17 protein-coding genes, 1 tRNA gene and 1 pseudogene are annotated in these 21,528 nt (G+C 66.8%); 5 read left to right on the top strand and 14 right to left on the bottom strand.

All coding sequences use genetic code 11. The features are described 5' to 3' along the window. Window positions 1-52 precede the first annotated feature (52 nt). Window positions 53-2,059: a Stk1 family PASTA domain-containing Ser/Thr kinase gene (gene pknB, locus D477_RS06400; protein ID WP_005268107.1), complete on the top strand. Its 2,007-nt coding sequence runs from the start codon at window positions 53-55 to the stop codon at window positions 2,057-2,059. 17 nt (window positions 2,060-2,076) lie between these two features. Here pknB and D477_RS06395 read toward each other — a convergent pair whose 3' ends face one another. Further along, window positions 2,077-3,459: a class II 3-deoxy-7-phosphoheptulonate synthase gene (locus D477_RS06395; RefSeq protein ID WP_005268106.1), complete on the bottom strand. Its 1,383-nt coding sequence runs from the start codon at window positions 3,457-3,459 to the stop codon at window positions 2,077-2,079. Between the two features lie 117 nt (window positions 3,460-3,576). Beyond that, the gene (locus D477_RS06390; RefSeq protein WP_005268105.1) at window positions 3,577-4,476 is read right to left on the bottom strand and encodes a lysophospholipid acyltransferase family protein; all 900 of its coding nucleotides are present in this window, start codon (window positions 4,474-4,476) and stop codon (window positions 3,577-3,579) included. 163 nt (window positions 4,477-4,639) lie between these two features. On the opposite strand from D477_RS06390, the gene D477_RS06385 reads away from it, so the two are divergent. The 3 genes from D477_RS06385 to D477_RS06375 all read left to right on the top strand — a co-directional run bounded on the left by D477_RS06385 (window position 4,640) and on the right by D477_RS06375 (window position 7,741). After that, window positions 4,640-5,416: an alpha/beta hydrolase gene (locus D477_RS06385; RefSeq protein WP_005268104.1), complete on the top strand. Its 777-nt coding sequence runs from the start codon at window positions 4,640-4,642 to the stop codon at window positions 5,414-5,416. Continuing rightward, complete coding sequence (locus D477_RS06380) at window positions 5,403-5,810, top strand: hypothetical protein (RefSeq protein ID WP_005268103.1); 408 nt, start codon at window positions 5,403-5,405, stop codon at window positions 5,808-5,810. The genes D477_RS06385 and D477_RS06380 overlap by 14 nt, the downstream gene beginning before the upstream one ends. Window positions 5,811-5,926: 116 nt before the next feature. After that, window positions 5,927-7,741: an AMP-dependent synthetase/ligase gene (locus D477_RS06375; protein ID WP_005268102.1), complete on the top strand. Its 1,815-nt coding sequence runs from the start codon at window positions 5,927-5,929 to the stop codon at window positions 7,739-7,741. Here D477_RS06375 and D477_RS06370 read toward each other — a convergent pair. Together D477_RS06370 and D477_RS06365 are read right to left on the bottom strand one after the other, a co-directional pair. After that, entirely contained in the window at window positions 7,738-9,168 is a 1,431-nt protein-coding gene (locus tag D477_RS06370) for a mycothione reductase (protein WP_005268101.1), read from the bottom strand. The genes D477_RS06375 and D477_RS06370 overlap by 4 nt on opposite strands. Before the next feature lie 18 nt (window positions 9,169-9,186). Continuing rightward, window positions 9,187-12,611: pseudogene (locus D477_RS06365) on the bottom strand (pyruvate carboxylase). 309 nt (window positions 12,612-12,920) lie between these two features. Between D477_RS06365 and D477_RS06360 the strand changes: the two are divergent. Further along, window positions 12,921-13,751 carry a ParA family protein gene (locus D477_RS06360; RefSeq protein WP_043845941.1) on the top strand — a complete coding sequence of 277 codons (831 nt, stop codon included), beginning with the start codon at window positions 12,921-12,923 and terminating at the stop codon, window positions 13,749-13,751. A 70-nt stretch (window positions 13,752-13,821) separates the two neighbouring features. Here D477_RS06360 and D477_RS06355 read toward each other — a convergent pair whose 3' ends face one another. The 10 genes from D477_RS06355 to D477_RS06310 all read right to left on the bottom strand — a co-directional run. After that, window positions 13,822-14,415 carry a MerR family transcriptional regulator gene (locus tag D477_RS06355; protein WP_043845939.1) on the bottom strand — a complete coding sequence of 198 codons (594 nt, stop codon included), beginning with the start codon at window positions 14,413-14,415 and terminating at the stop codon, window positions 13,822-13,824. A 183-nt stretch (window positions 14,416-14,598) separates the two neighbouring features. Continuing rightward, window positions 14,599-15,099 carry a bifunctional nuclease family protein gene (locus D477_RS06350; RefSeq protein WP_005268098.1) on the bottom strand — a complete coding sequence of 167 codons (501 nt, stop codon included), beginning with the start codon at window positions 15,097-15,099 and terminating at the stop codon, window positions 14,599-14,601. Window positions 15,100-15,110: 11 nt separating this feature from the next. Beyond that, entirely contained in the window at window positions 15,111-15,860 is a 750-nt protein-coding gene (gene ftsR, locus D477_RS06345; RefSeq protein ID WP_005268097.1) for a transcriptional regulator FtsR, read from the bottom strand. Window positions 15,861-15,863: 3 nt separating this feature from the next. Further along, on the bottom strand, window positions 15,864-16,346 hold the full coding sequence (locus D477_RS06340) for an FHA domain-containing protein (protein ID WP_005268096.1): 483 nt from the start codon (window positions 16,344-16,346) through the stop codon (window positions 15,864-15,866). A 78-nt stretch (window positions 16,347-16,424) separates the two neighbouring features. Continuing rightward, window positions 16,425-16,811: a glycine cleavage system protein GcvH gene (gene gcvH / locus D477_RS06335; protein ID WP_005268095.1), complete on the bottom strand. Its 387-nt coding sequence runs from the start codon at window positions 16,809-16,811 to the stop codon at window positions 16,425-16,427. 190 nt (window positions 16,812-17,001) lie between these two features. After that, window positions 17,002-17,075: transfer RNA gene (locus D477_RS06330), tRNA-Pro, on the bottom strand. Window positions 17,076-17,168: 93 nt separating this feature from the next. Then, complete coding sequence (gene der / locus D477_RS06325; protein ID WP_005268094.1) at window positions 17,169-18,725, bottom strand: ribosome biogenesis GTPase Der; 1,557 nt, start codon at window positions 18,723-18,725, stop codon at window positions 17,169-17,171. Window positions 18,726-18,840: 115 nt separating this feature from the next. After that, the gene (cmk, locus tag D477_RS06320; protein ID WP_005268093.1) at window positions 18,841-19,557 is read right to left on the bottom strand and encodes a (d)CMP kinase; all 717 of its coding nucleotides are present in this window, start codon (window positions 19,555-19,557) and stop codon (window positions 18,841-18,843) included. After that, entirely contained in the window at window positions 19,554-20,672 is a 1,119-nt protein-coding gene (locus D477_RS06315; RefSeq protein ID WP_043845936.1) for a prephenate dehydrogenase, read from the bottom strand. The genes cmk and D477_RS06315 overlap by 4 nt, the downstream gene beginning before the upstream one ends. A 3-nt stretch (window positions 20,673-20,675) precedes the next feature. Continuing rightward, on the bottom strand, window positions 20,676-21,528 hold an 853-nt coding region (locus D477_RS06310; protein ID WP_005268091.1), incomplete at its 5' end, for a pseudouridine synthase.

Below are 21,528 nucleotides of genomic sequence, written 5' to 3'. Positions count from 1 at the left end.
CGATCGAATGTCGATCGGAACCCCCGCAGCCGTTAGGACATAGGATCGTAGAGTGCAGGAAAACGTCTCGGACCCGATGGTCGGCGCCACGGTCGACGGGCGCTACCTCATCCAATCACGCCTGGCCCGGGGCGGGATGTCCACGGTCTACCTGGCCACCGACATGCGGCTGGACCGCGAGGTCGCGCTCAAGATCATGTACCCGCATCTGGCCGATGACCCCAGCTTCCTCGAACGGTTCGTCCGCGAGGCCAAGTCGGCCGCGCGCCTCTCCCATCCGCATGTCGTCGGGGTCCAGGACCAGGGCTTCGACGGCCAGGTCGCCTACCTGGCGATGGAGTACGTCCCCGGCCATACGCTGCGTGATGTCCTGCGCGACAAGGGCGCATTGTCGCCTCGGCTGGCGCTGGCCTTGCTGGATCCCGTGGTGGAGGGCCTGGCGGCAGCACACAGTGCTGGCCTGGTCCACCGCGACGTCAAGCCGGAGAACGTGCTGATGTCGTCCGATGGCAGGATCAAGGTCGGCGATTTTGGCCTGGCCAAGGCAGCATCGACGACGTCCAATACGGGAACTCTCATCGGCACAGTCGCCTACCTCGCCCCGGAACTTGTCACCGGCTCCCCTGCCGACGCACGTAGCGATGTCTACTCCGTGGGCATCATGCTGTTCGAGATGCTCACCGGAACGCAGCCCTTCACCGGCGATGTGCCCATCAACGTCGCCTTCCAGCACGTCAATTCCTCGGTGCCGCCGCCGTCGTCCCTTGTTCCCGGGCTCGCGGCAGACCTCGACGAGCTCGTGCTCTGGTGCACGGCGGAGCCTGAACGGCGTCCCATCGACGCCAACGCTCTGCTCGGGGAATTGCGGCACATCCGGACGACGCTCAGCGATGCCGAGCTCGATGGCCGGAGCCCGACAGCACGTCCGCAGACAGCGTCCGCACCGACCGAGGCCCTTCCGGCGGCGGGACCAACGGAAGTAGTGGCGAAGGACCCGAACCGGACGACGGTCATCGCGCCGTCGTACCGGCATACGCAAGCGCTCACGCGGGCACGCCCGACGCCGGCACACCACTCCCCCGCAGCCGCTCCCACCAAGCGCGAAGCGCGCGCCCGGCAGCGTGAACTGGCCCGGCAGGCACGGCGGCCGGAGCAGTCGCTGCGGGCCAACTCCGGCCGTCGGGGTTTGCTCTGGATCATCCTGCTCGCGCTGCTGGCGGTTTTGGCGGCAGGAGCGGGCTGGTTCTTCGGGATTGGTCCCGGGGCGGCAGTCGAAGTCCCTACGGTCTCCGGAAGGCCAGCCGGGGAGGCCCAGTCCGTGCTGGACGGCGAGGGCCTGAACTACCGGCTCCGGGAAACCTTCCACGAGGAGTTCGCAGAGGGTGTCGCCATCGGCACCGAACCGCCGGCTGGAGAGCAGATCCGCAGGTTCGAAACCCTGACCCTTATGGTGTCGAAGGGGCCGGAGCTGTTCGATGTCCCCAAGCTTGAGGGGCTGACGCTCGAAGAAGCGCGAGGCGAACTGGAAGGCGTCGGTCTTTCCCTTGGGGAAGGCGGCGAAGCCTACGACGAAGAAGTCCCCGCCGGTGAGGTGCTGGCGCAGGAGCCGGCCGCAGGGGAACGATTGCGCCGCGGAACGCCGGTCGATGTGACGGTTTCCAAGGGTCCCGAGCCGTTCGACGTCCCGCAGGTCGCCGGTCTGACCCAGGACGAGGCGGTGCAGGCTTTGCGGCAAGCCGGTTTGGACGTGGAGATCGCCCCGGAGGCTGTCTTCGACCGGGAAGTGCCGGAGGGCGGCGTCGCCTCGCAGGCTCCGGCCAGCGGGAGCGTGGTCCGCGGCGACACCGTCACTCTGACTCTGTCCAAGGGCCCACGGCTCGTGGAAGTGCCGGACTTTGTGGGCGAACAGGCTGAGGACGCCCGGCGGGCCCTCGAAGAGCTCGGGTTCGAGGTTGAGGTCAATGAGATCCTTGGCGGGTTCTTCGGCACGGTGCGTGCCCAGGACCCCTCCGGCGAGGCCGTTCCGGAAGGCTCGGTCATCACGTTGACTGTGGTGTAGCCGAGCCTCCCGGACGGTCAGCGCTTGCCGAGCGAGCCGGCAACCAGGAAGGCCATCTCCAGCGACTGCATGTGGTTCAGCCGGGGATCGCAGACGGATTCGTAGCGGTCGAGGAAGGCGTGCTGGTCGATGGGGTCGGCGCCGCCCAGGCATTCGGCGACGTCGTCTCCGGTCATCTCCACGTGCAGTCCGCCCGGGAAGGTGCCCAGCGAATGGTGGACCTCGAAGAAGCCGCGGACTTCGTCGATCACGTCGTCGAAATTCCGGGTCTTGTAGCCGTTCGGCGACGTCACAGTATTGCCGTGCATCGGGTCCGTCACCCACAGCACCTTGGCGCCGCTGGCCGTGACCTTCTCCACCAGCTGGGGAAGCTTCTCGCGGATGTTGCCCGCGCCCATGCGGGTGATGAACGTCAGGCGCCCCGGCTCGCGCTGGGGATCCAGCTTGTCGATCAGCCGCAGCGCGTCCTCGGCGGTGCTGGAGGGCCCGAGCTTGACGCCGATGGGGTTGCGGACCCGCGACAGGAAGTCCACGTGCGCTCCGTCGAGCTGGCGGGTGCGTTCGCCGATCCACAGGAAGTGGCCGGAAGTGCCGTACGGCAGACCGGTGCGCGAATCGATCCTGGCCAGGGCGCGTTCATAATCGAGGATCAGGGCCTCATGGCTGGCGAAGAATTCCACCCGTTTGAGCGCGTCGAAATCCGCGCCGCAGGCATCCATGAATTTGACGGCACGGTCGATCTCGCGGGCCAGCGATTCATACCGGGAGTGGGCCGGGTTCGCGGTGAAGCCTTTGTTCCAGTGGTGGACCAGGCGAAGGTCGGCAAACCCGCCTTGCGTGAACGCCCGGATCAGGTTCAGTGTCGAAGCCGAGGTGTGGTACGCCTGGACCATCCGATTGGCGTCGTGTCCGCGCGACTCGGGAGTGAACTCGTATCCGTTGACCATATCGCCGCGGTAGGCCGGCAGCGTCACGCCATCGCGTGTTTCATCGTTGGACGAGCGCGGTTTGGCGAATTGTCCCGCCATGCGGCCCATTTTGATGACGGGCAGGGACGCCCCGTAGGTCAGCACGACCGCCATCTGCAGGATGGTGCGCACCCGCGCGCTGATCTTGTCCGCCGTAGCTCCCTCGAAGGTCTCGGCACAGTCGCCGCCCTGGAGGAGGAAGGCCTTGCCCTCGGCAGCGGCAGCCAGCCGCTCGCGCAGCACGTCGACTTCGCCGGCGAATACCAGCGGAGGCAGGCTCGAGAGTTCGGAGACGGCGGCCTGATAGACGCCATTATCCTGCCAAGTGGGCTGCTGGACGATGGGCAGGTCGCGCCAGGCGTCCAGGCCGGGGTAATCCACGGCGCCCGGCTGCGGGTTGGCGATGGTTTGGGCTACAGGCAGTTCAGTCACATATCCATGCTAGTCCTGTGGCAGCGCCTGTTCCGCGACATGGCGTAACGCGTCCGACGACGGGCGTCATATATACGACGGCGGCAATCCCCGCAGAAGCCGGGTCCCGGAACGAGGTCAGGACGCGGTCCCGGCGCCGGGCGGCTCGGCATCGGCTGGGCCATTGCCGGCATCGTGTGCCGGCTGGCTGCCGGAAGGTTCAGGCTGTCCGGCCGGAGTCCCCGATTTCCTGCCGACGACGGTGATCGCCCCGGGTGCCTTCGCCGCGGGAGGCTGCCCGGTGCTGTTTTCCGGCAATCCGACGGCGGCGGCCGCACGCTGCTCGGCCTTGGCCGGCTTCCGCGCGGCCAGCCGAGCCTTCACGGTGCTGGCATAGGCGTCGACATATTCCTGCCCGGAAAGCCGCATGATTTCGTACATGATTTCGTCAGTGACGGAGCGCTGGATGAAGCGGTCGTTCTCCAGGCCCTGGTAGCGGCTGAAATCCAGCGGTTTGCCAATGATGGTTCCCACCCGGCGGATGTTTGGAATCCGGCGGCCGATCGGCTGCACCTTGTCGGTGCCGATCATCGCCACGGGCACCACCGGCACGCCGGTTGAGAGCACCAGCTTGGCCACGCCCGTCTTGCCCCGGTAGAGCCTGCCGTCCGGGCTCCGCGTGCCCTCGGGGTAGATGCCCAGCAGCCCGCCCTCGTTGAGCACGTCCATTCCGCCGGACAGAGAGGTTGCCGACGCCGCGCCGCCGGAACGGTCCATCGGCAGCTGGTTGGTCATCCGGAAAAAGGCTGCAGTCAGCCGGCCTTTGAGCCCTTTGCCGTTGAAGTACTCGGACTTGGCCAGGAAAACGACGGGCCGCGGCACCGCCACAGGAAGGAAGATCGAATCAGAAAAGGATAAATGGTTGCTGGCCAGGATCGCTGGTCCGTCAGGGATATTGTCGAGGCCCTTAATCCACGGGCGGAAGAGCAGCCGCACCACCGGTCCGACGAAGATGGTCTTCATCACCCAATAGAACACATGAGCCCTTCCCGTTGAACGCCCGCGCCGGTGCTGCGGACAATCGTCCGATCTACCTTGAGTGACTTTACTCTAGAGAACCGCCCGACCGCGGCAGGTCCAGGCAGCCTGGCCAGCGCAGGCGGCATGGAAGATTCCCGGCCCCAGGTGTCACGATAGAGTCATGACCATGATGGAGCCAGTCCGTCCCTTCGCCAGCGCCGGACACGGGGCCAATTCGCACATCGGCATTGTGCTCAGCCATGGTTTCACCGGCTCCCCTCGCAGCCTCCAGGACTGGGCCGAGTTCCTCGCCGCGCGAGGCTATGCAGTGCGCCTGCCGTTGCTGCCCGGACATGGAACGACCTGGCAGGAACTGGCGCGCACGCCATGGCGGCGATGGTACGACGCCGTCGAACAGGCCTATGACGAACTCGCCCGGGAGCGCACGGTGGTTTTTGCCGCCGGACTATCCATGGGCGGTGCCCTGGCCCTCCGACTGGCGGCCCATCGTCCCGTCGCCGGAGTGGTCGCGGTCAATCCCGGCCTCACTTTCGCCAATCCGGCTGCACGTTTTGCCGGCGTCCTGCGCTACCTCGTGAGGTCGACCCCTGCCATCGCCAACGACATCCGCAAGCCCGGCATGGACGAGCAGGCTTACGCTCGCACGCCAACCGCCGCCGTCCACCAGCTCGGGCGGCTGTTCGCCGATACGGCCGCGGCTTTGCCCCGCGTCAGCGCGCCTGCCCTCGTCTTCCGCTCCGCAGTCGACCATGTCGTCCCGCAGTCCAGCACCGCCCTGCTGCGCCACCGGATCGGCTCCAAGGACATCGAGATCGTTGAACTTGGCAACAGCTACCATGTCGCGACGCTGGACAACGACGCAGAGCTGATCTTCACCCGTTCCGCCGAATTCATTGCGACCGTGGCCGGGAGGAAGCGCGCGAATGTCCGAGCGTGAACCGTCACAGGACGACGCCGTCTGGCAGGATCTCGTCGCCCGGCTCGAATCCACCGAGTCCGCTCCGGATCCGCAGGGCCACCAGGCCCAGGACAGCGGGACCGGGGCAGCCGCGCCCGGCGGCCCGCGCGACTACCTTGAGGCCGAGGACGACGACGCGGGCTACGTTCCACCGGAACCGGCGCCTTTAGGCACAGGCGATCCCTTGGTGGTGCTCGCCTGGTGCGGGGCCGCCGGGGCCCCGCTGGCACTGTTGCTGATGGCAATCTTCTGGCGCAGTGCCCCGTTCGCCGTCATCATCGGCATGGTCGTACTGTTCGTCGCGGGGGCGGCCTATCTGGTCTCCCGTCTCCCCGGGGAGCGCGACCACGGCGACGACGGCGCCCAGGTCTGAAGCAGCCAGCTGCCACCGTTATCGTTTCGTAGGTTACCGCCGAGTACCGACGTGTGATTTAGGTTATAGGCTTAGGTGGCAACCCGTTGCGGTGTGCCCGAACCGAAGGAGCCGACGTGCGCGAATTCAGCGTCCCTGCCATGATCAATGTCCCGCGGCAGTCCAACATCACCGATCTGGTCGTCAAGCAGGCAGCAAAGGCCTCCGACCCGGCGTTGTTCTCGCGTCCGGGCGTTGCCGGCAGCTGGCAGGACGTTCGTGCTTCCGAATTCCTGGCCGACGTCACGGCACTGGCCAAGGGCCTGGTGGCCGCGGGCGCCGCTCCCGGAGACCGCATCGGCATCATGGCCAGGACCCGCTATGAGTGGTCGCTGGTCGACTTCGCCATCTGGTTCGCCGGCTGCGTGTCCGTACCCATCTACGAGACATCGTCGCCCAGCCAGGTTGCTTGGATCCTCGGCGATTCCGGCGCCATCGGAGCCTTCGTGGAGAGCGACCGCCATGAGGACATCGTCCGCCAGGCCGTCCGGAACGAAGGCCTCGAGCACGTCGGGCACGTCTGGCAGCTCGGCGCGGACCAGCTGCAGGCCCTGCGCGAGGCCGGCAGCAGCATAGAGGACAGCCTCATCGAGGAGCGCCGCCAAGCTGCGTCGCTGGAGGACCTCGCCACAATCATCTACACCTCGGGAACCACTGGCAGGCCCAAGGGCTGCGAACTGACCCACGGGAATTTTGCCGAATTGGCAGAAAACGCCGCTGCCGCCCTGCCGGATGTGGCCCATGAAGGTGCGCGGACCATCATGTTCCTGCCCCTGGCCCATGTTTTCGCCCGCTTCATCTCGGTGCTGTGCGTAGCTTGCGGGGCCACCGTGGCGCATACGGCAGATGTCAAGAATCTGCTGCCGGACCTGCAGAGCTACCGGCCGACATTCATCCTCGCGGTCCCCCGCGTCTTCGAAAAGGTCTATAACAGCTCTATGCTCAAGGCGGAGGATTCCGGCAAGGGCCGGATCTTCCATGCCGCCGCCGAAACGGCCATCGCCTGGTCCCGGGCCGAGGCAGTGGGCAAGGTTCCCCTGGCGCTGCGGCTGAAGCACAAACTCTTCGACAAGCTCGTCTTCCACAAGATCCGCGAAGCCATGGGCGGACGCGTGGAGTATGCCGTCTCCGGCGGCGGTCCGTTGGGCGAGCGGCTGGGCCACTTTTTCCACGGCATCGGCCTGCTCGTGCTCGAAGGCTACGGCCTGACGGAAACTACCGCGCCGGTTACGGTCAACACTCCGCAGCTGATCAAGATCGGAACTGTAGGCGCGCCGCTTCCCGGCAATGCCGTGCGGATCGCCGAGGACGGCGAGATCCTGGCCAAGGGCATCTGCGTCATGCGTGGCTACTTCGGGCGGCCGGACCTGACTGAGGAGGCCTTCGACGACGGCTGGTTCCGCACCGGGGATATTGGTGAGCTGGACGCCGACGGCTTCGTGCACATCACGGGCCGGAAGAAGGAGATCATTGTCACGGCGGGCGGCAAGAACGTCATTCCGGCGCTGCTGGAAGACCAGATCCGCGCCGACGCCCTCGTCTCGCAGTGTGTCGTGCTCGGCGATCAGCGACCGTTCATCTCCGCGCTGGTCACCCTCGACACGGAGGCGCTGCCCGGCTGGCTCGACAGGCACGGCCTGCCCGCCGGAACCACCGCAGCCGAAGCCGCCGAACATCCCAAGGTCCGCGAGGCGGTCCAAACCCTGATTGCTGCCGCGAACGAGACCGTTTCCCAGGCCGAAGCCATCAAGGAGTTCCGGATTGTGCCCGAGGACTTCACGGAGGCCTCGGGCCACCTCACGCCGTCACTGAAGATCAAGCGTGCCCAGGTGCTGCAGGACTACGCGGAGATCGTCGAGGAGATCTACGCCGCCTCGCCGTCCCGGCGCTAGCTGGCGGTTGCGGCGCCGGCGGGAGCTTCGATTCCCAGGGCCAGCAGCGCGTTCTCCACGACTTCCATCAGTGCGGGGTGGATCCAGTACTGGCCGCGGGCCATGCTCGGCACATCGAGCCCGAAGGACATGGCTTGGATCAGGGGCTGGATGAGCAGCGACGCTTCATGGCCCATGATGTGGGCCCCGAGCAACATACCGCTGCGCCGGTCCGCAATGAGCTTGACGAACCCAGTGCGGTCCTCCATGGCCCAACCGTAAGCCGTGGTTCCGTACTCCTGGACTGCAGTAACGACGTCGGACCCTTTAAGCTCCGCGTCCTGCCGCGCCTGCTCTTCGGTCAGGCCCACGCTCGCGATCTGCGGCTGGGTGAACACGGCCGACGGGACGAACCGGTGGTCGCTTCGGCGCAGGTTGTCCGGGTGCTCAAGATTGTGCGCCACGACCCTGGCTTCGTGGTTGGCAACGTGCTTCAGCTGGTAGGCGTTGCTAACGTCGCCGAGCGCGTAGACGCCGTCCACCGGCGCGCCGTTGCGCTGTACCCGCTGCCAGGCATCCACCGCGATCCGGCCGTCGGCCTCCAGATCGTAGCCGGCGGCCGGGATGTCCAAGGTATCGGCATTGGTCACCCGGCCGGTAGCCACAAGGACGATGTCGGCGTCCACCGTTTCCTGTCCACCGTCGGCGCCCCGAATGGTGGCCTTCACGCCGCCACCGGCTTCTTCCACCGCAGCCAGGGTCCAGCCCAGCCGCACGTCCCACCGGGAGGCCGCGGCAGCCGTGAACCGTTCCGAGACCAGCGCGTCGGCGGACTTCAGCAGCGGTGCGGAACGGTTGATCTGGATCACCTGGGAGCCGAAGGAGGAGAAGACGGCGGCGAATTCGGCCGCCACGAAGCCTCCGCCGACAATCAATACCCGCCCGGGCAGCTCCGGCAGGCGCATGACGGAGTCCGAGGTGTGTACCTGCGGCAGGTCGATTCCCGGGACGTCCGGCAGCACAGCCCGGGATCCGGCGGCGATGACGATCTGCTCGGCTTCGATCGTCGCGCCGCTGGCCGTGACAAGCGTCTTCGGACCGGTGAACCGTGCGTACTCGGCGTACAGCGAGACGTTGTCCAGCTCCTCGTCCCGGTAGCGCCGCCCACCGTCGGAAATCGCGTCGATCCGGCCGAAGATCCGATCCCGCATCCGGGGCCAGTGCACCTGCTCCAGTGCCATGTCCACGCCCAGCCCAGCGGCTTCCTTCACCGCGGAAGCCAGCTGGGCCGGGTAGGCATACATCTTGGTGGGAATGCACCCGGTGTTCAGGCAGGTCCCGCCGAAAGTCCCGCCGTCGATAATGGCGACTTTCCTGTTGTCCCAAAAGGGCGTGATGAGCGAGTTGCCTGAGCCGGAGCCAATGATTGCCAGATCGTAGAAGGTCACAGCCAAGGATTCTAGCTGCTATTCAATGACCAGCAGCAGATCACCGCCTTGGACCTGTTCGACGGCGGAGATCGCCAAACGCTTCACGGTTCCGCCTGCAGGGGTGGTGATGCCGGCTTCCATCTTCATCGCTTCGATGGTCGCCACAGTGTCGCCGGCCTTGACCGTGTCGCCGACCTTGACCGTGACCGTGACGGCCCCGGCAAACGGAGCGGCCACCTGTCCCGGAACAGACGGATCTGCCTTCTCGGCGACCTTGACGGCGGATTCGACGCTGCGGTCGCGGACCGAAACGTTGCGCTGCTGCCCATTGAGCGTGCAGTGCACCGTGCGCATGCCGCGCTCGTCCGGCTCCGAGATCGCGCCCAGGGTGGCGATCAGCTTCACGCCCTTGTCCAACTCGATCACATGCTCGGCACCGCGCTGCAGCCCGTAGAGGTAGTCCCGGGTATCGAGCACCGAGACGTCCCCGTAGACATCGCGGATCTGCTGGAACTCCTTTGTCGGGCCGGCGAACAGCAGGCGGTTCAGCGTGCTGCGGCGGGACTTCGAGTCCGCGTTCAGGGCAGCCGAGTCCTCTGGGCTGAGCTCCGCGTCGCGTAGTTTGACCTTGCGGCCCTGCAGCGCCTTGGTGCGGAACGGTTCCGGCCAGCCGCCAGGCGGGTCGCCGAGTTCGCCGGAGAGGAAGCCGATCACGGAATCCGGGATGTCGTAGTTCTGCGGGTTCTCCGCAAAGTCCGCCGGATCCACGTTGGCACCGACAAGCTGCAGCGCCAGGTCGCCGACCACCTTGGAGGACGGGGTCACCTTGACTAGCCGGCCGAGGATCCGGTCGGCCGCGGTGTACATGTCCTCGATGTCTTCGAACCGCTCGCCCAAGCCGAGTGCCATCGCCTGCTGGCGCAGGTTGGACAGCTGCCCGCCCGGGATTTCATGCCGGTACACCCGTCCCGTGGGGCCGGGCAGGCCGGACTCGAACGGAGCGTACACGCGCCGGACGGCCTCCCAGTACGGTTCCATGGAACCCACGGCCTCCAGGCTCAGGCCGGTGTCCCGTTCCGTGTTGGCCAGCGCGGCGACCAGCGCCGAGGCCGATGGCTGGCTGGTGGTGCCGGCCATCGAGGCACTCGCTACGTCCACGGCGTCCACGCCGGCTTCCACAGCGGCCAGCAGCGTCGCCAGCTGCCCGCCGGCGGTGTCGTGGGTGTGCAGGTGGACCGGCAGGTCGAAGCGTTCACGCAGCGCTGCTACCAGCTTCGCGGCCGCTGCCGGACGGAGCAGTCCGGCCATGTCCTTGATCGCCAGGATATGGGCACCGGCATCAACAATGCGCTGTGCCAGATCCAGGTAGTAATCGAGGGTGTAGAGCTTCTCGTTCGGATCCAGCAGGTTGCCGGTGTAGCACAAGGCCACCTCGGCGACCGCGGTCCCGGTCTCGCGCACGGCCCGGATCGCCGGCTCCATCTGGGAGACGTCGTTGAGCGCGTCGAAGATCCGGAAGATGTCGATGCCGGTCGCTGCGGCCTCCTGCACGAAGGCTTTCGTGACCTCTTCGGGATACGGGGTGTAGCCCACCGTATTGCGCCCGCGGAGCAGCATCTGCAGGCAGATGTTCGGGATCGCCTTCCGCAGGGCGGCCAGCCGCTCCCACGGGTCTTCGCCGAGGAAGCGCAGCGCCACGTCGTAGGTCGCGCCGCCCCACGCCTCCACCGAGAGCAGCTGGGGGGTCAGGGTCGAGATCGCCGGACCGGCAGCCACCAGGTCCCGGGTGCGGACGCGGGTGGCCAGCAGCGACTGGTGTGCATCACGGAAGGTCGTGTCGGTGACCGCAACGGCCGGCTGCTCACGCAGCGCGCGGGCAAACTCCTCGGGCCCGAGCTCCTGGAGCAACTGCCGGCTGCCCTTGGCCGGCACGGCCTTGAGGACCCCGGTGGACTCCTGTGCCTCGCGGGCGGCAGCCGGCAGCTTCTCGGTCGGGGCAACCGACGCCGTGAGCGGGCCGTTCGGCTGGTTGACTGTCACGTCTGCCAGCCACGTCAGCAGTTTGGTGCCGCGGTCGGCTGAAACGCGTGCCTTGAGCAGTTCCGGCCGTTCATCGATGAACGACGTCGCGACATTCCCGGCGACGAATTCCGGGTCGTCGAGCACCGCCTGCAGGAACGGGATATTGGTGGATACGCCGCGGATCCGGAACTCTGCCAGGGCGCGCCGGGCCCGGCTGACCGCGGTCTGGTAGTCGCGGCCACGGCAGGTCAGCTTGACCAGCATGGAGTCGAAGTGCGGGCTGATCTCGGCGCCGGCATACACCGTGCCGCCGTCCAGCCGGACTCCGGCGCCGCCCGCGGACCGGTAGCCGGTGATCTTGCCGACATCCGGACGGAAGCCGTTGGTCGGATCCTCGGTCGTGATGCGCGACTGCAGGGCGGCACCCTTGATGGAGACGCTCTCCTGGCTCAGGCCAAGGTCTGCCAGCGATTCGCCCGAGGCGATCCGCAGCTGCGCCTGCACCAGGTCGACGTCGGTGATTTCCTCGGTGACCGTGTGCTCGACCTGGATGCGCGGGTTCATCTCGATGAAGACGTGCTGGCCGGCCCGTTCGCCGACGGTGTCGACCAGGAACTCGACGGTGCCCGCGTTGGCATAGCCCAGGGCCTTGGCGAACTTCACGGCATCCCGGTACAGCGCCTGCCGGATGTTCTCGTCCAGGTTCGGGGCCGGGGCGATCTCGATCACCTTCTGGTGCCGGCGCTGCAGGGAGCAATCGCGCTCGAACAGGTGCATGACATTGCCTTGGCCGTCCGCCAGGATCTGCACTTCGATGTGCCGCGGGCGCAGCACCGCCTGCTCCAGGAACACAGTGGGATCGCCGAACGCGGTATCCGCTTCGCGCATCGCTGCGGACAGCGCCTCCGGCAGAGCCTCGCGGGTGTCCACGCGGCGCATGCCCCGCCCGCCGCCTCCGGCCACTGCCTTGACGAAAATCGGGAAGCCGATCTCGTCCGCTTCAGCCAGCAGCTGCTCCCGGTCCGCACTGGGCGCCGAGGACTTCAGGACAGGAATTCCAGCTGCTTGGCAGCCTCCAGCGCGCGCACCTTGTGCCCGGCCAGTTCCAGCACATCTGCCGGCGGGCCCACGAAGGTGATTCCAGCGCCGGCCGCTGCCCTGGCCAGGTCCGGATTCTCGGACAGGAAGCCGTAGCCGGGATAAATGGCGTCGCAGCCGGATTCCTTCGCCACCCGGATGATCTCATTGACATCCAGGTAGGCGCGGACCGGGTGTCCCTGCTGGCCGATCAGGTAGGCTTCGTCGGCTTTCTGCCGGTGGATCGAGTTGCGATCCTCATGGGGAAAGACAGCTACCGTCTTCGCACCGAGCTCGTAGGCGGCACGGAAGGCACGAATGGCGATTTCGCCACGGTTGGCCACCAGGATTTTCGAGAACATAGCGCTCCTGCGTTATTACTGCTCAGTCGGGGTTGTGGTGCAAGTCTCAAGGAGAGGTCCGCTCGATGGCAAGCCAGTGTTGCACAGGTCACCATTTTCCCCGACCGGCCGCGTAATGAACAGCCTGCCAAGGACGACGGCGGGTGGTTCCGGGGCAACGCGGGGCACCGGGGCACGGGTGGCGAATCCGGCTTCGGCGGGCGCGCACCATATGATGGTGGGGGAACAGCCGGGCCCGCGGATGCATCCGGGCCGCTTCCAGCAACTGGCAGCCATCATGACTCGACATGTTAGGTTTTGGTTTTACACGTGCAAGTAGTGAGCATCAGCAGTCTCAAGGGTGGCGTCGGCAAGACTTCGGTCACCTTGGGCCTGGCCTCCGCGGCCTTGGCCGCCGGGATCCCGACCTTGGTGGTCGACCTTGACCCGCACGCGGATGCAACCACCGGACTTGGCGTCAGGCCCAACCGGCAGACCGACATCGGCCGGTTGCTCAAGAATGTCCGGCGAGCGGACCTGGGCGCCAATGTCACCTCCAGCGGCTGGGTGGCCACGGCAACGTCCAACGACAAGCACGGCGTCGGGCGCAAGGTCCTGGATGTTGCGGTCGGCTCGGCCTACACGGGCATCTACGACCGCCCCGATCTCAGCCGCCGGGACCTGCGCCGGCTGGCCACCATCCTGTCCCGGGTCGAGGGCTATTCGCTGGTCCTGGTCGACTGCCCGCCGTCGCTGAACGGGCTCACCCGGATGGCTTGGTCTGCCAGCAGCCACGTCCTCCTCGTAGCCGAACCGAGCCTGTTCTCGGTTGCGGGCACCGAACGCACCATGCGTGCGCTGGACCTGTTCCGGGAAGAGTTTGCGCCGAATCTCGCTACGGCTGGCGTTGTGGCCAACCGCGTGCGTTCCGGCTCCAATGAACATGCCTTCCGGATCGCCGAAATGAAGACCATGTTCGGGGACCTGCTGCTCTCCCCCACGATCGCCGAACAGGCCAACTGGCAGCAGATTCAGGGCGCCGCCCATGCAATCCATCATTGGCCGGGTGAGTCGGCGCGCCAAGCGGCAGGCCTTTTCGACGAACTGCTGAAGAGCGTTACCGATTCGGGCCGGCTGCGGAACCGGGTCCTCCGCCGCTAACGCACCGCTAAACCCAAAACGAAGGGCACCCCTCGGGGTGCCCTTATCGTTCAACGGCCGGCCGCGGCCCTCAGCCGATCTTGCGCGCGGCCCTGCGGCGGCTCAGTTCATCGTCCGGGAAGTCCTGCTGCTCCCCGGCATGCTCACTCGGCAGCTGTGCGAGACTACCCTCGACTTCGCGCCAAACCCGTCCAACGGCGATGCCGAACACGCCTTGGCCGCCTTGCACCAGGTCGATCACCTCGTCCGCCGACGTGCACTCGTAGACGCTGGCGCCATCACTCATGAGGGTGATCTGGGCCAGGTCTTCCACGCCGCGCTCACGCAGGTGGTCCACAGCCGTACGGATTTGCTGCAGCGAGACGCCCGTGTCCAGCAGGCGCTTGACGACCTTGAGTACGAGGATGTCACGGAAGCTGTAGAGACGCTGCGACCCCGAACCCGATGCGCCGCGAACCGCGGGCTCAACGAGGCCCGTGCGAGCCCAGTAATCGAGCTGGCGGTAGGTAATGCCTGCCGCTTTGCAGGCCGTCGGGCCACGATAGCCGGCGTCTTCGTCCAGGACCGGCAGGTCCTCGGTGAACAGCAAACCCTGGGCGCTTGCGGGTATGCCGGCACCCGGTTTGACCGCGCGGGACCCGCCCGCATCACCTTTAGGACTCACGTGAACCCTCCTTGTCGAAGTTCCCTAGGGGGAAGTCGGCACCGCCGGCAACTCAAGGGTCAGCTCTAAGTCTGCCCTCTGATGGCCCCCGGTGCAATGGGAACTGTATTCTTCGACGTTAGAACCACTTGGGCCGGTGGTCAAAGATGCTGGCCGTTTCACAACCGGCGTGTCGGGCGCCGGCTATTTTTCGAAGTCCTCGGGCTCCACGTCGGCAAGGAATTCGCGAAACTCGCGCATCTGGTTCTCGGCATTCTCCTCCGGCGCCGCGCCCTCCTCGTCATCGGCCGCCTCGGCGATCTGCACGCCGGCTTCCTCCATCACTTCTTCGGCGCAGTAGATGGGGCAGGGAACGCGCAATGCCACGGCCAGCGCATCGGAGGCTCTGGAGCTGACGGTAGTGCCGCCGTCGAACACCAATTCCGCATAGAAGACTGTGTCCTGGACCGTTACCAGGCGTACTTCCGTGATGGTGCGGCCGAGTTCGGTGACGACACTGCACAGCAGGTCGTGCGTCATTGGACGCGGCGGCTTGATGCCCTGCTGGGCGAAAGCGATCGCGCTGGCTTCCGGCGCGCCGATCCAGATGGGAATATGCCGCTCCCCGGCCTTTTCCTTCAGCAGGACCAGGGGCTGGTTCGAAGGCAGTTCGATGCGAACCCCGACAACCTCGACTTCGAGCATGGCTCCTCCAATCAGCGGTCCATTCGCGCAATGTGTCCGTGGACCAGTGCGCTGTGCAGGTTCAGGCAGAGGTCGCTGATTTCCTTGGCAGCCTCCGCTGCCCTGGCTTTCGAGGCTACATCCTTCCGGGACGAGAGCGGGGCTACTACGCGCTCGACCAGGCCCATCTCGCGGTCGGCTGCGGACCGGAAGGGGCGCAAGTGCCGGGGCTCGATCCCATGGGCGCCAAGCTGGGCGCAGGCTTTGACCACCTTTAGGGCATGCTCGTCGTAGCAGGCACCGTGGTCCTGGATCAGCCCGAAGCTCAGCAGCTCCTGGATCAGCTCCTCCGACACTCCTGCCGCTTCCCCCAGCTGTTCCAGGGTGAAGGACCGGGCACGCCCGGCCAGCTCCTGGGCCAATCCGTCCGAAACTATCCGCGGGGCAAGGGACATGCCGCCGGGCAGCGCGTCAGGCCGCTCGCCCCGGTCGATGGCGTCCACGTAGTCCTTGATGACCTTCAGCGGAAGGTACTGGTCCCGTTGGAGGGCCAGCACGAACCGGAGCCGCTCGACATCCTGGGCCGAGTACTTCCGGTAGCCGGCCGGAGTCCGCTGCGGGCTGATGAGGCCTTTCTCTTCAAGGAACCGGATCTTGGACGCGCTGATCCCGGGAAAGTCCGGGCTCAGCTCCTGCAGCACTTCGCCGATGTTGAGGACAGTGCTGCGGAACGTGTCCCGCCCGGAGCCGAGAGCGCGCCGTGCCGGCTGCGACGCAGGCACCGCCTAGGCCTGGCCCTTCGCTGCCGCGGCCTCACTGGCGTAGTAGGTCAGGCGGAACTTGCCGATCTGGACTTCGTTGCCGCTGCGCAGGGCCAGGCTGTCCACACGGTCGTTGTTGACGTAGGTGCCGTTGAGGCTCCCGGCATCGACCAAGGTGAAACCGGCCCCGGTGCGGCGGAACTCCACGTGCTTGCGCGAGACCGTGACGTCGTCCAGGAAGATATCCGCCTCGGGGTGCCGCCCGGCCGTCGTCACATCCTGGTCAAGCAGGAACCGGGCCCCGTGGTTCGGGCCGCTGTGGGCGATCAGGAGGGCCGAACCGGCAGGCAGGGCAGCCACAGCGGCCTCCTCCTCGGCCGTCAGCTGGGGCTTGGACCGAGGAGCTGCTGCCATGGGAGGCAAGCCGATCGACGTGGTTTCGGCTGCTGGCGCCGGAGGGCCGCCGGCCTGCCCGGCACCTGTTGCGTTGCGCTCGTCGCCCACCATCAAGAAATGTCCTCCCATGCACTGCGTCAGCAACCGGCCAGCCGCCGGTTGCTCGTTCAAAATCCCGTTCCGGTAGCTCTAGCCTACCTGTTGTTCGTACTCGGAAGCACTGAGCAGCGATTCGACAGCCGAGGCATCTTCGAGCCGGACTTCCAGCAGCCAGCCGTCGCCGTACGGATCGGAGTTGATCAGTGCCGGATCCGATTCCAGGGCGTCATTGCCCGCGACAACCTCGCCGGAAACCGGGGCGTAGATATCGCTGACGCTCTTCGTGGATTCGACCTCGCCGATGACCTCGTTCGCGGTGATTTTGGACCCCGCTTCAGGCATCTGCACGTAGACGACGTCTCCCAAGGCGTCCTGGGCGAAATCCGTAATGCCGATGCGCACGACGCCGTCGGCGCTGGCTTTGGTCACCCACTCGTGTTCGGCGGTGTAGTTCAGGTCGGCGGGAACATTGCTCATGAGTCGGGCCTTTCTGACGTGCGGATCGAATGCAGCCAAGCTATCTCAGGTGGCCGCCGCTGAAAGTATAAGCACAGACTTCCGCCGCCTGCCTGCCTCGGCCGGAGCCGGCGGCACACCCGGCATGGGCACGGTCCGGGATATGCAAAAGTCCCGGCTGTTCCGAAGAACTGCCGGGACTTTTCCGCTGTCGGGTTGACAGGATTTGAACCTGCGACCCCTTGACCCCCAGTCAAGTGCGCTACCAAGCTGCGCCACAACCCGTTGTTCCTTCCGGGCCTTGCCCGGCGGAACCACCTCAAATACTGTACAGCATTTTTTGCGGGGCTTTGACCACCACCGCACCGGCGGGGCGGCTCAGCGCTTCCGGGCCCGCTTTTCCCGTACCCGCATGCTGACCTCGATGGGGGTGCCTTCGAAGCCGAAAGTTTCGCGGAGCCGGCGGGTAATGAAGCGGCGGTAGCCGGGGTCGAGGAACCCGGTGGTGAACAGCACGAATTTAGGCGGCCGTGTGGACGCCTGGGTGCCGAAAAGGATCCGCGGCTGCTTGCCCCCGCGGACCGGGTGCGGATGGGCCGCGACGAGTTCCCCGAGGAACGCGTTGAGCCGGCCGGTGGGGATGCGCCGGTCCCAGGAATCCAGTGCCCGGTCCAGGGCCGGCACGAGCTTGTCCTTGTGCCAGCCCGTACGGGCCGACAGGTTCACCCGCGGCGCCCAGTCGACATGGGCCAAATCCTGTTCGATCTCGCGCTCCAGGTAGCGCCGGCGCTCGTCGTCGAGCAGGTCCCACTTGTTGAAGGCCAGCACGAGGGCGCGTCCGGAATCGATGGCCATCTGCAGGATGCGCACGTCCTGCTCGCTCAAAACTTCGTCAACGGCCAAAAGGACGACGGCGACTTCCGCCCTTTCCAGCGCGGACTGCGTCCGGAGCGAAGCGTAGAAGTCCGCGCCCTGCTGCATGTGCACGCGGCGCCGGATGCCGGCGGTGTCGACGAAGCGCCACATCCTCCCGCCGAGTTCGACCATTTCGTCGACCGGGTCCCGCGTGGTTCCGGCCAGCGAATCCACGACCACGCGGTCGCTGCCGGCGAGCTTGTTGAGCAGCGAGGACTTGCCGACGTTGGGACGGCCGATCAGGGCCACGCGGCGGGGGCCTCCGGCGCGGACGACTCCCCCGTGCGCGGAGAACTCCGGCAGGACTTCCATGACGGCATCAAGCATGTCGGCAGTGCCGCGGCCGTGCAGTGCCGAGACCGGGTAGGGCTGGCCGAAGCCCAGGCTCCACAGGGCTGCCGCTTCGGCTTCCTGGACCATGTCATCGACCTTGTTGGCCGCCAGGATGACCGGCTTCTTCTTGCGCCGCAGCATCCGGACGACGGCTTCATCCGTGGCGGTGGCGCCCACGTTGGCGTCCACGACCAGGAGCACCGCGTCTGCCATGTCCGCCGCGAGCTCGGCCTGCTCCGCAACCCGGGCGTGGATGCCCTTGGCATCATGTTCCCAGCCGCCGGTATCCACCAGCGTGAAGTTGCGGCCGCTCCAGTGCGCCGAGTAGGACACCCGGTCCCGGGTCACGCCCGGAGTGTCTTCCACGACGGCCTCGCGGCGGCCGAGGATCCGGTTGACCAGAGTGGACTTGCCGACGTTCGGCCGGCCGACGATGGCCAGCACCGGGTCCGGCTTGGGCGGCGCCTGGAGCTCGGGTTCCTGGTCCAGGCCGGCCAGCAGCGCGGCGTCCTCTTCGTCCAGTTCGTAGTCGGCGAGCCCGGCGCGCAGCGATTCGGCACGCTGCTCCGCTTCGTCGTCGTCAATGAGCTCCAGGCGCTCGGCGATCCGGTCCTCCCCCGCCGGCTCGTACTCGCCGTCGGAGTAGGCGTCGCCGGTCGGCCCGTTGCCGGAGGATGTGGCACTCATCGTCAATGTCCTTCGTGTGAAGCATGGGGAGGTTCTGCTGGCGTGTCCATTCAAACACGCGCAGGTCTTGCGCAGGTTGTCCGGGCCGGAGAGCCCGGGCTGTGCCCGGGCCGGCTCAGTGCGCGGCGCGGCGGACGACGGCCAGGACCGCCTCGATCGTCTCCTCGAAATCCAGGTCGGAGGAGTCGATGGTGAAAACGCCGTCGGCCGCTTCGTGGAAGCTCACGACCGTGGAGTCCTTGGCGTCGCGGCCGATGACCTGGTTGTGCAGGTCCTGCTGGCTCTGGGTTCCGCCCAGCTGGAGTCCGCGGCGGCGCAGCCTGGCCTCTTCGCTGGCGGTGAGCAGAATGCGCACCTCGGCGTCCGGCGCCACGACCGTGGTGATGTCACGGCCTTCCGCCACGATCCGGCGGCCGGAATCGGCAATGATCTGCTGCTGCCGGCGGATCAGCTCTGCCCGGGCACCCAGCGTGGTGGCGACGGCACTGACGGCGCTGGAAATCTCCGGCTCGCGGATGGCCTGGGTGACGTCCGTCCCGCTGACTGTGACCTGCTCGTGGTCCGGATGGGTACTGATCTGCAGATCGACTTCGCGGGAGGCTTTCTCCACTTCCGCCGCTTCCTGCATGGCCACGCCGGTCTTGAGGCAGTACCAGGTCACGGCGCGGTACATGGCGCCGGTGTCCAGATAGGCCGCGTGCAGGCGACGGGCCGTCTCACGGCTGACGCTGGACTTGCCCGAGCCGGACGGGCCGTCGATCGCCACGACCAGCGGCTTGCCCAGCCGGTACGTCTTCATGTCGGTTGCGGCCTCAGTGGCAGCCGGGGTCATTGCAGCACCTTCCATCCGTGCGAATCCAAGTAGTCGATCAGTTCCTGGCGCCTGCTGGGCAGCACCGAAATTTCCACCATGCCCTTGTCCTGCCCGGAGGAGTGGTCGAGGCGGAGGTCTTCGAGGTTGATGCCCACCGCGCCGATCTCCGTCAGCAGCTGCGCGATCTGGCCGGGACGGTCATCCACCAGCACGGTCAGCCAGGCATAGGACTGCGGCGGGGCGCCGTGCTTGCCGGGAATCCGGGCCTGGCCGGCGTTCCCTTCGCTCATCAGCTGGGCGAGGTCCAGCCGCGCACCGGCGGCCTCCGGCTCCTCCAGCGTACCGATCAACCGGTTCAGGTCCTCCCGGACACCATAGAGGATCTTGACCAGCCGCGAGGCGTTCGCCCCAAGGATCTGGACCCAGAGCGAGGGGTCGCTGGCCGCGATCCGGGTCACGTCTCGGAGCCCCTGGCCGGCCAGGGCCAGCGCATGCGGCTCGGTATCCTGCAGCCGGCTGGCCAGCAGCGATGACATGACCTGCGGCAGGTGCGAGATCAGCGCCACGCTCTGGTCGTGCTCCTCCACGGACATCCGCGAGACCACGGCGCCCAGGTCGATGGCCAGGGCCTGCGCGGTTTTCAGCGCCTTGGCGTCGGTCAGCTCGTGCGGGCACAGCACCCACGGCATCGAAGTGAACAGTTCCCCGCGGGCAGCGACCGGGCCGGCCTTCTCGCGGCCGGCCATCGGATGGGTACCGATGTAGCGGGCCAGTTCGGCCGGGCCCAGCGACTGGTCCTGCTGCAGCTCCGCCAGGACCGAAGCCTTCACACTGGCAATGTCAATAACGACGGCGGCAGGGTAGTCCCGCAGGGACTGCGAGACCAGGCGTGCGGTGACGTCAGGAGGCGAGGCGACGACCACCAACTGCGGGGTGGCTGCCTGCCCGGCTTCGAGCACGCGCCCGGCACCGATATCCTGGGCCACCGCCTGGGCGGACGGCGACAGATCCGAGAGCAGTACTTCGATGCCCCGGGCCCGCAGGCCGAGCCCTATGCTGGCGCCCAGCAGTCCGGTACCGATGATCAGCACCGGTCCGGACAAGTGGGTGGCCTGGAGATGAGTCGGGTTCAACGGCTACATCCCCACCAGCGCCAGCAGATGTCCGGCCTCGGTCCGGCCGAGCGCACGGATGGTTCCCTGCCGCTGGTCGCCGAGCCGGATGGGGCCCACCTGCGTGCGCACGAGCCGTTCCACCGGGTGGCCGACGGCGTCGAACATGCGGCGCACGATGCGGTTCTTGCCGGAATGCAGCACGACTTCGACCAGCACATGGCCTGGCGTGGAATCGACCAGGCGGAAGGAGTCCACCTTGGAGACACCGTCTTCGAGCTCAATCCCGTCCCGCATTTGCGCGCCGACGCCGTGGGCCATCGGACCCCGGACCTGCACGAGGTAGGTCTTGGGCACCTCATAGGAAGGATGGGTCAGGCGGTTGGCCAGTTCGCCGTCGTTAGTCAGCAGCAGCAGGCCCTCGGTCGCCTGGTCCAGCCGGCCCACGTGGAAGAGCCGCTGGTCCTTGTTCTTCTTCAGGAAGTCGCTGACGCAGGGGCGCCCCTCGGGGTCCTCCATCGTGGAGACAACACCCTTGGGCTTGTTGAAGACGTAGTAGACCAGGGTCTCGTCCGTCTGGATCCGGATGCCGTCCACGTGGATAACGGCAGTTGCCGGATCCACCCGGACCCCGAGTTCCGTAACCACGGCACCGTCCACTTCCACGCGGCCGGCAGCGATCATTTCCTCGCACACCCGGCGTGAAGCAACCCCGGCCGAGGCCAGCACCTTCTGCAGGCGGACGCCGTTGGGATCGTGCAGTTCCGCCGTGCTGGCGCCGCCCTGCCCGGCCCGCTGCGGGCGGGGACGGTTGCGGACCGGCCCGAGGTTCTGCCCGAAGCGCTCCTTGCCGAACGGACGCGGACCGGCCGGCTGC

Origin of the sequence: Arthrobacter crystallopoietes BAB-32, assembly GCF_000328305.2 — a bacterium.
Classification (GTDB): Bacteria; Actinomycetota; Actinomycetes; order Actinomycetales; family Micrococcaceae; genus Crystallibacter; species Crystallibacter crystallopoietes_A.
This window is presented reverse-complemented; position numbering and strand designations above follow the sequence as displayed.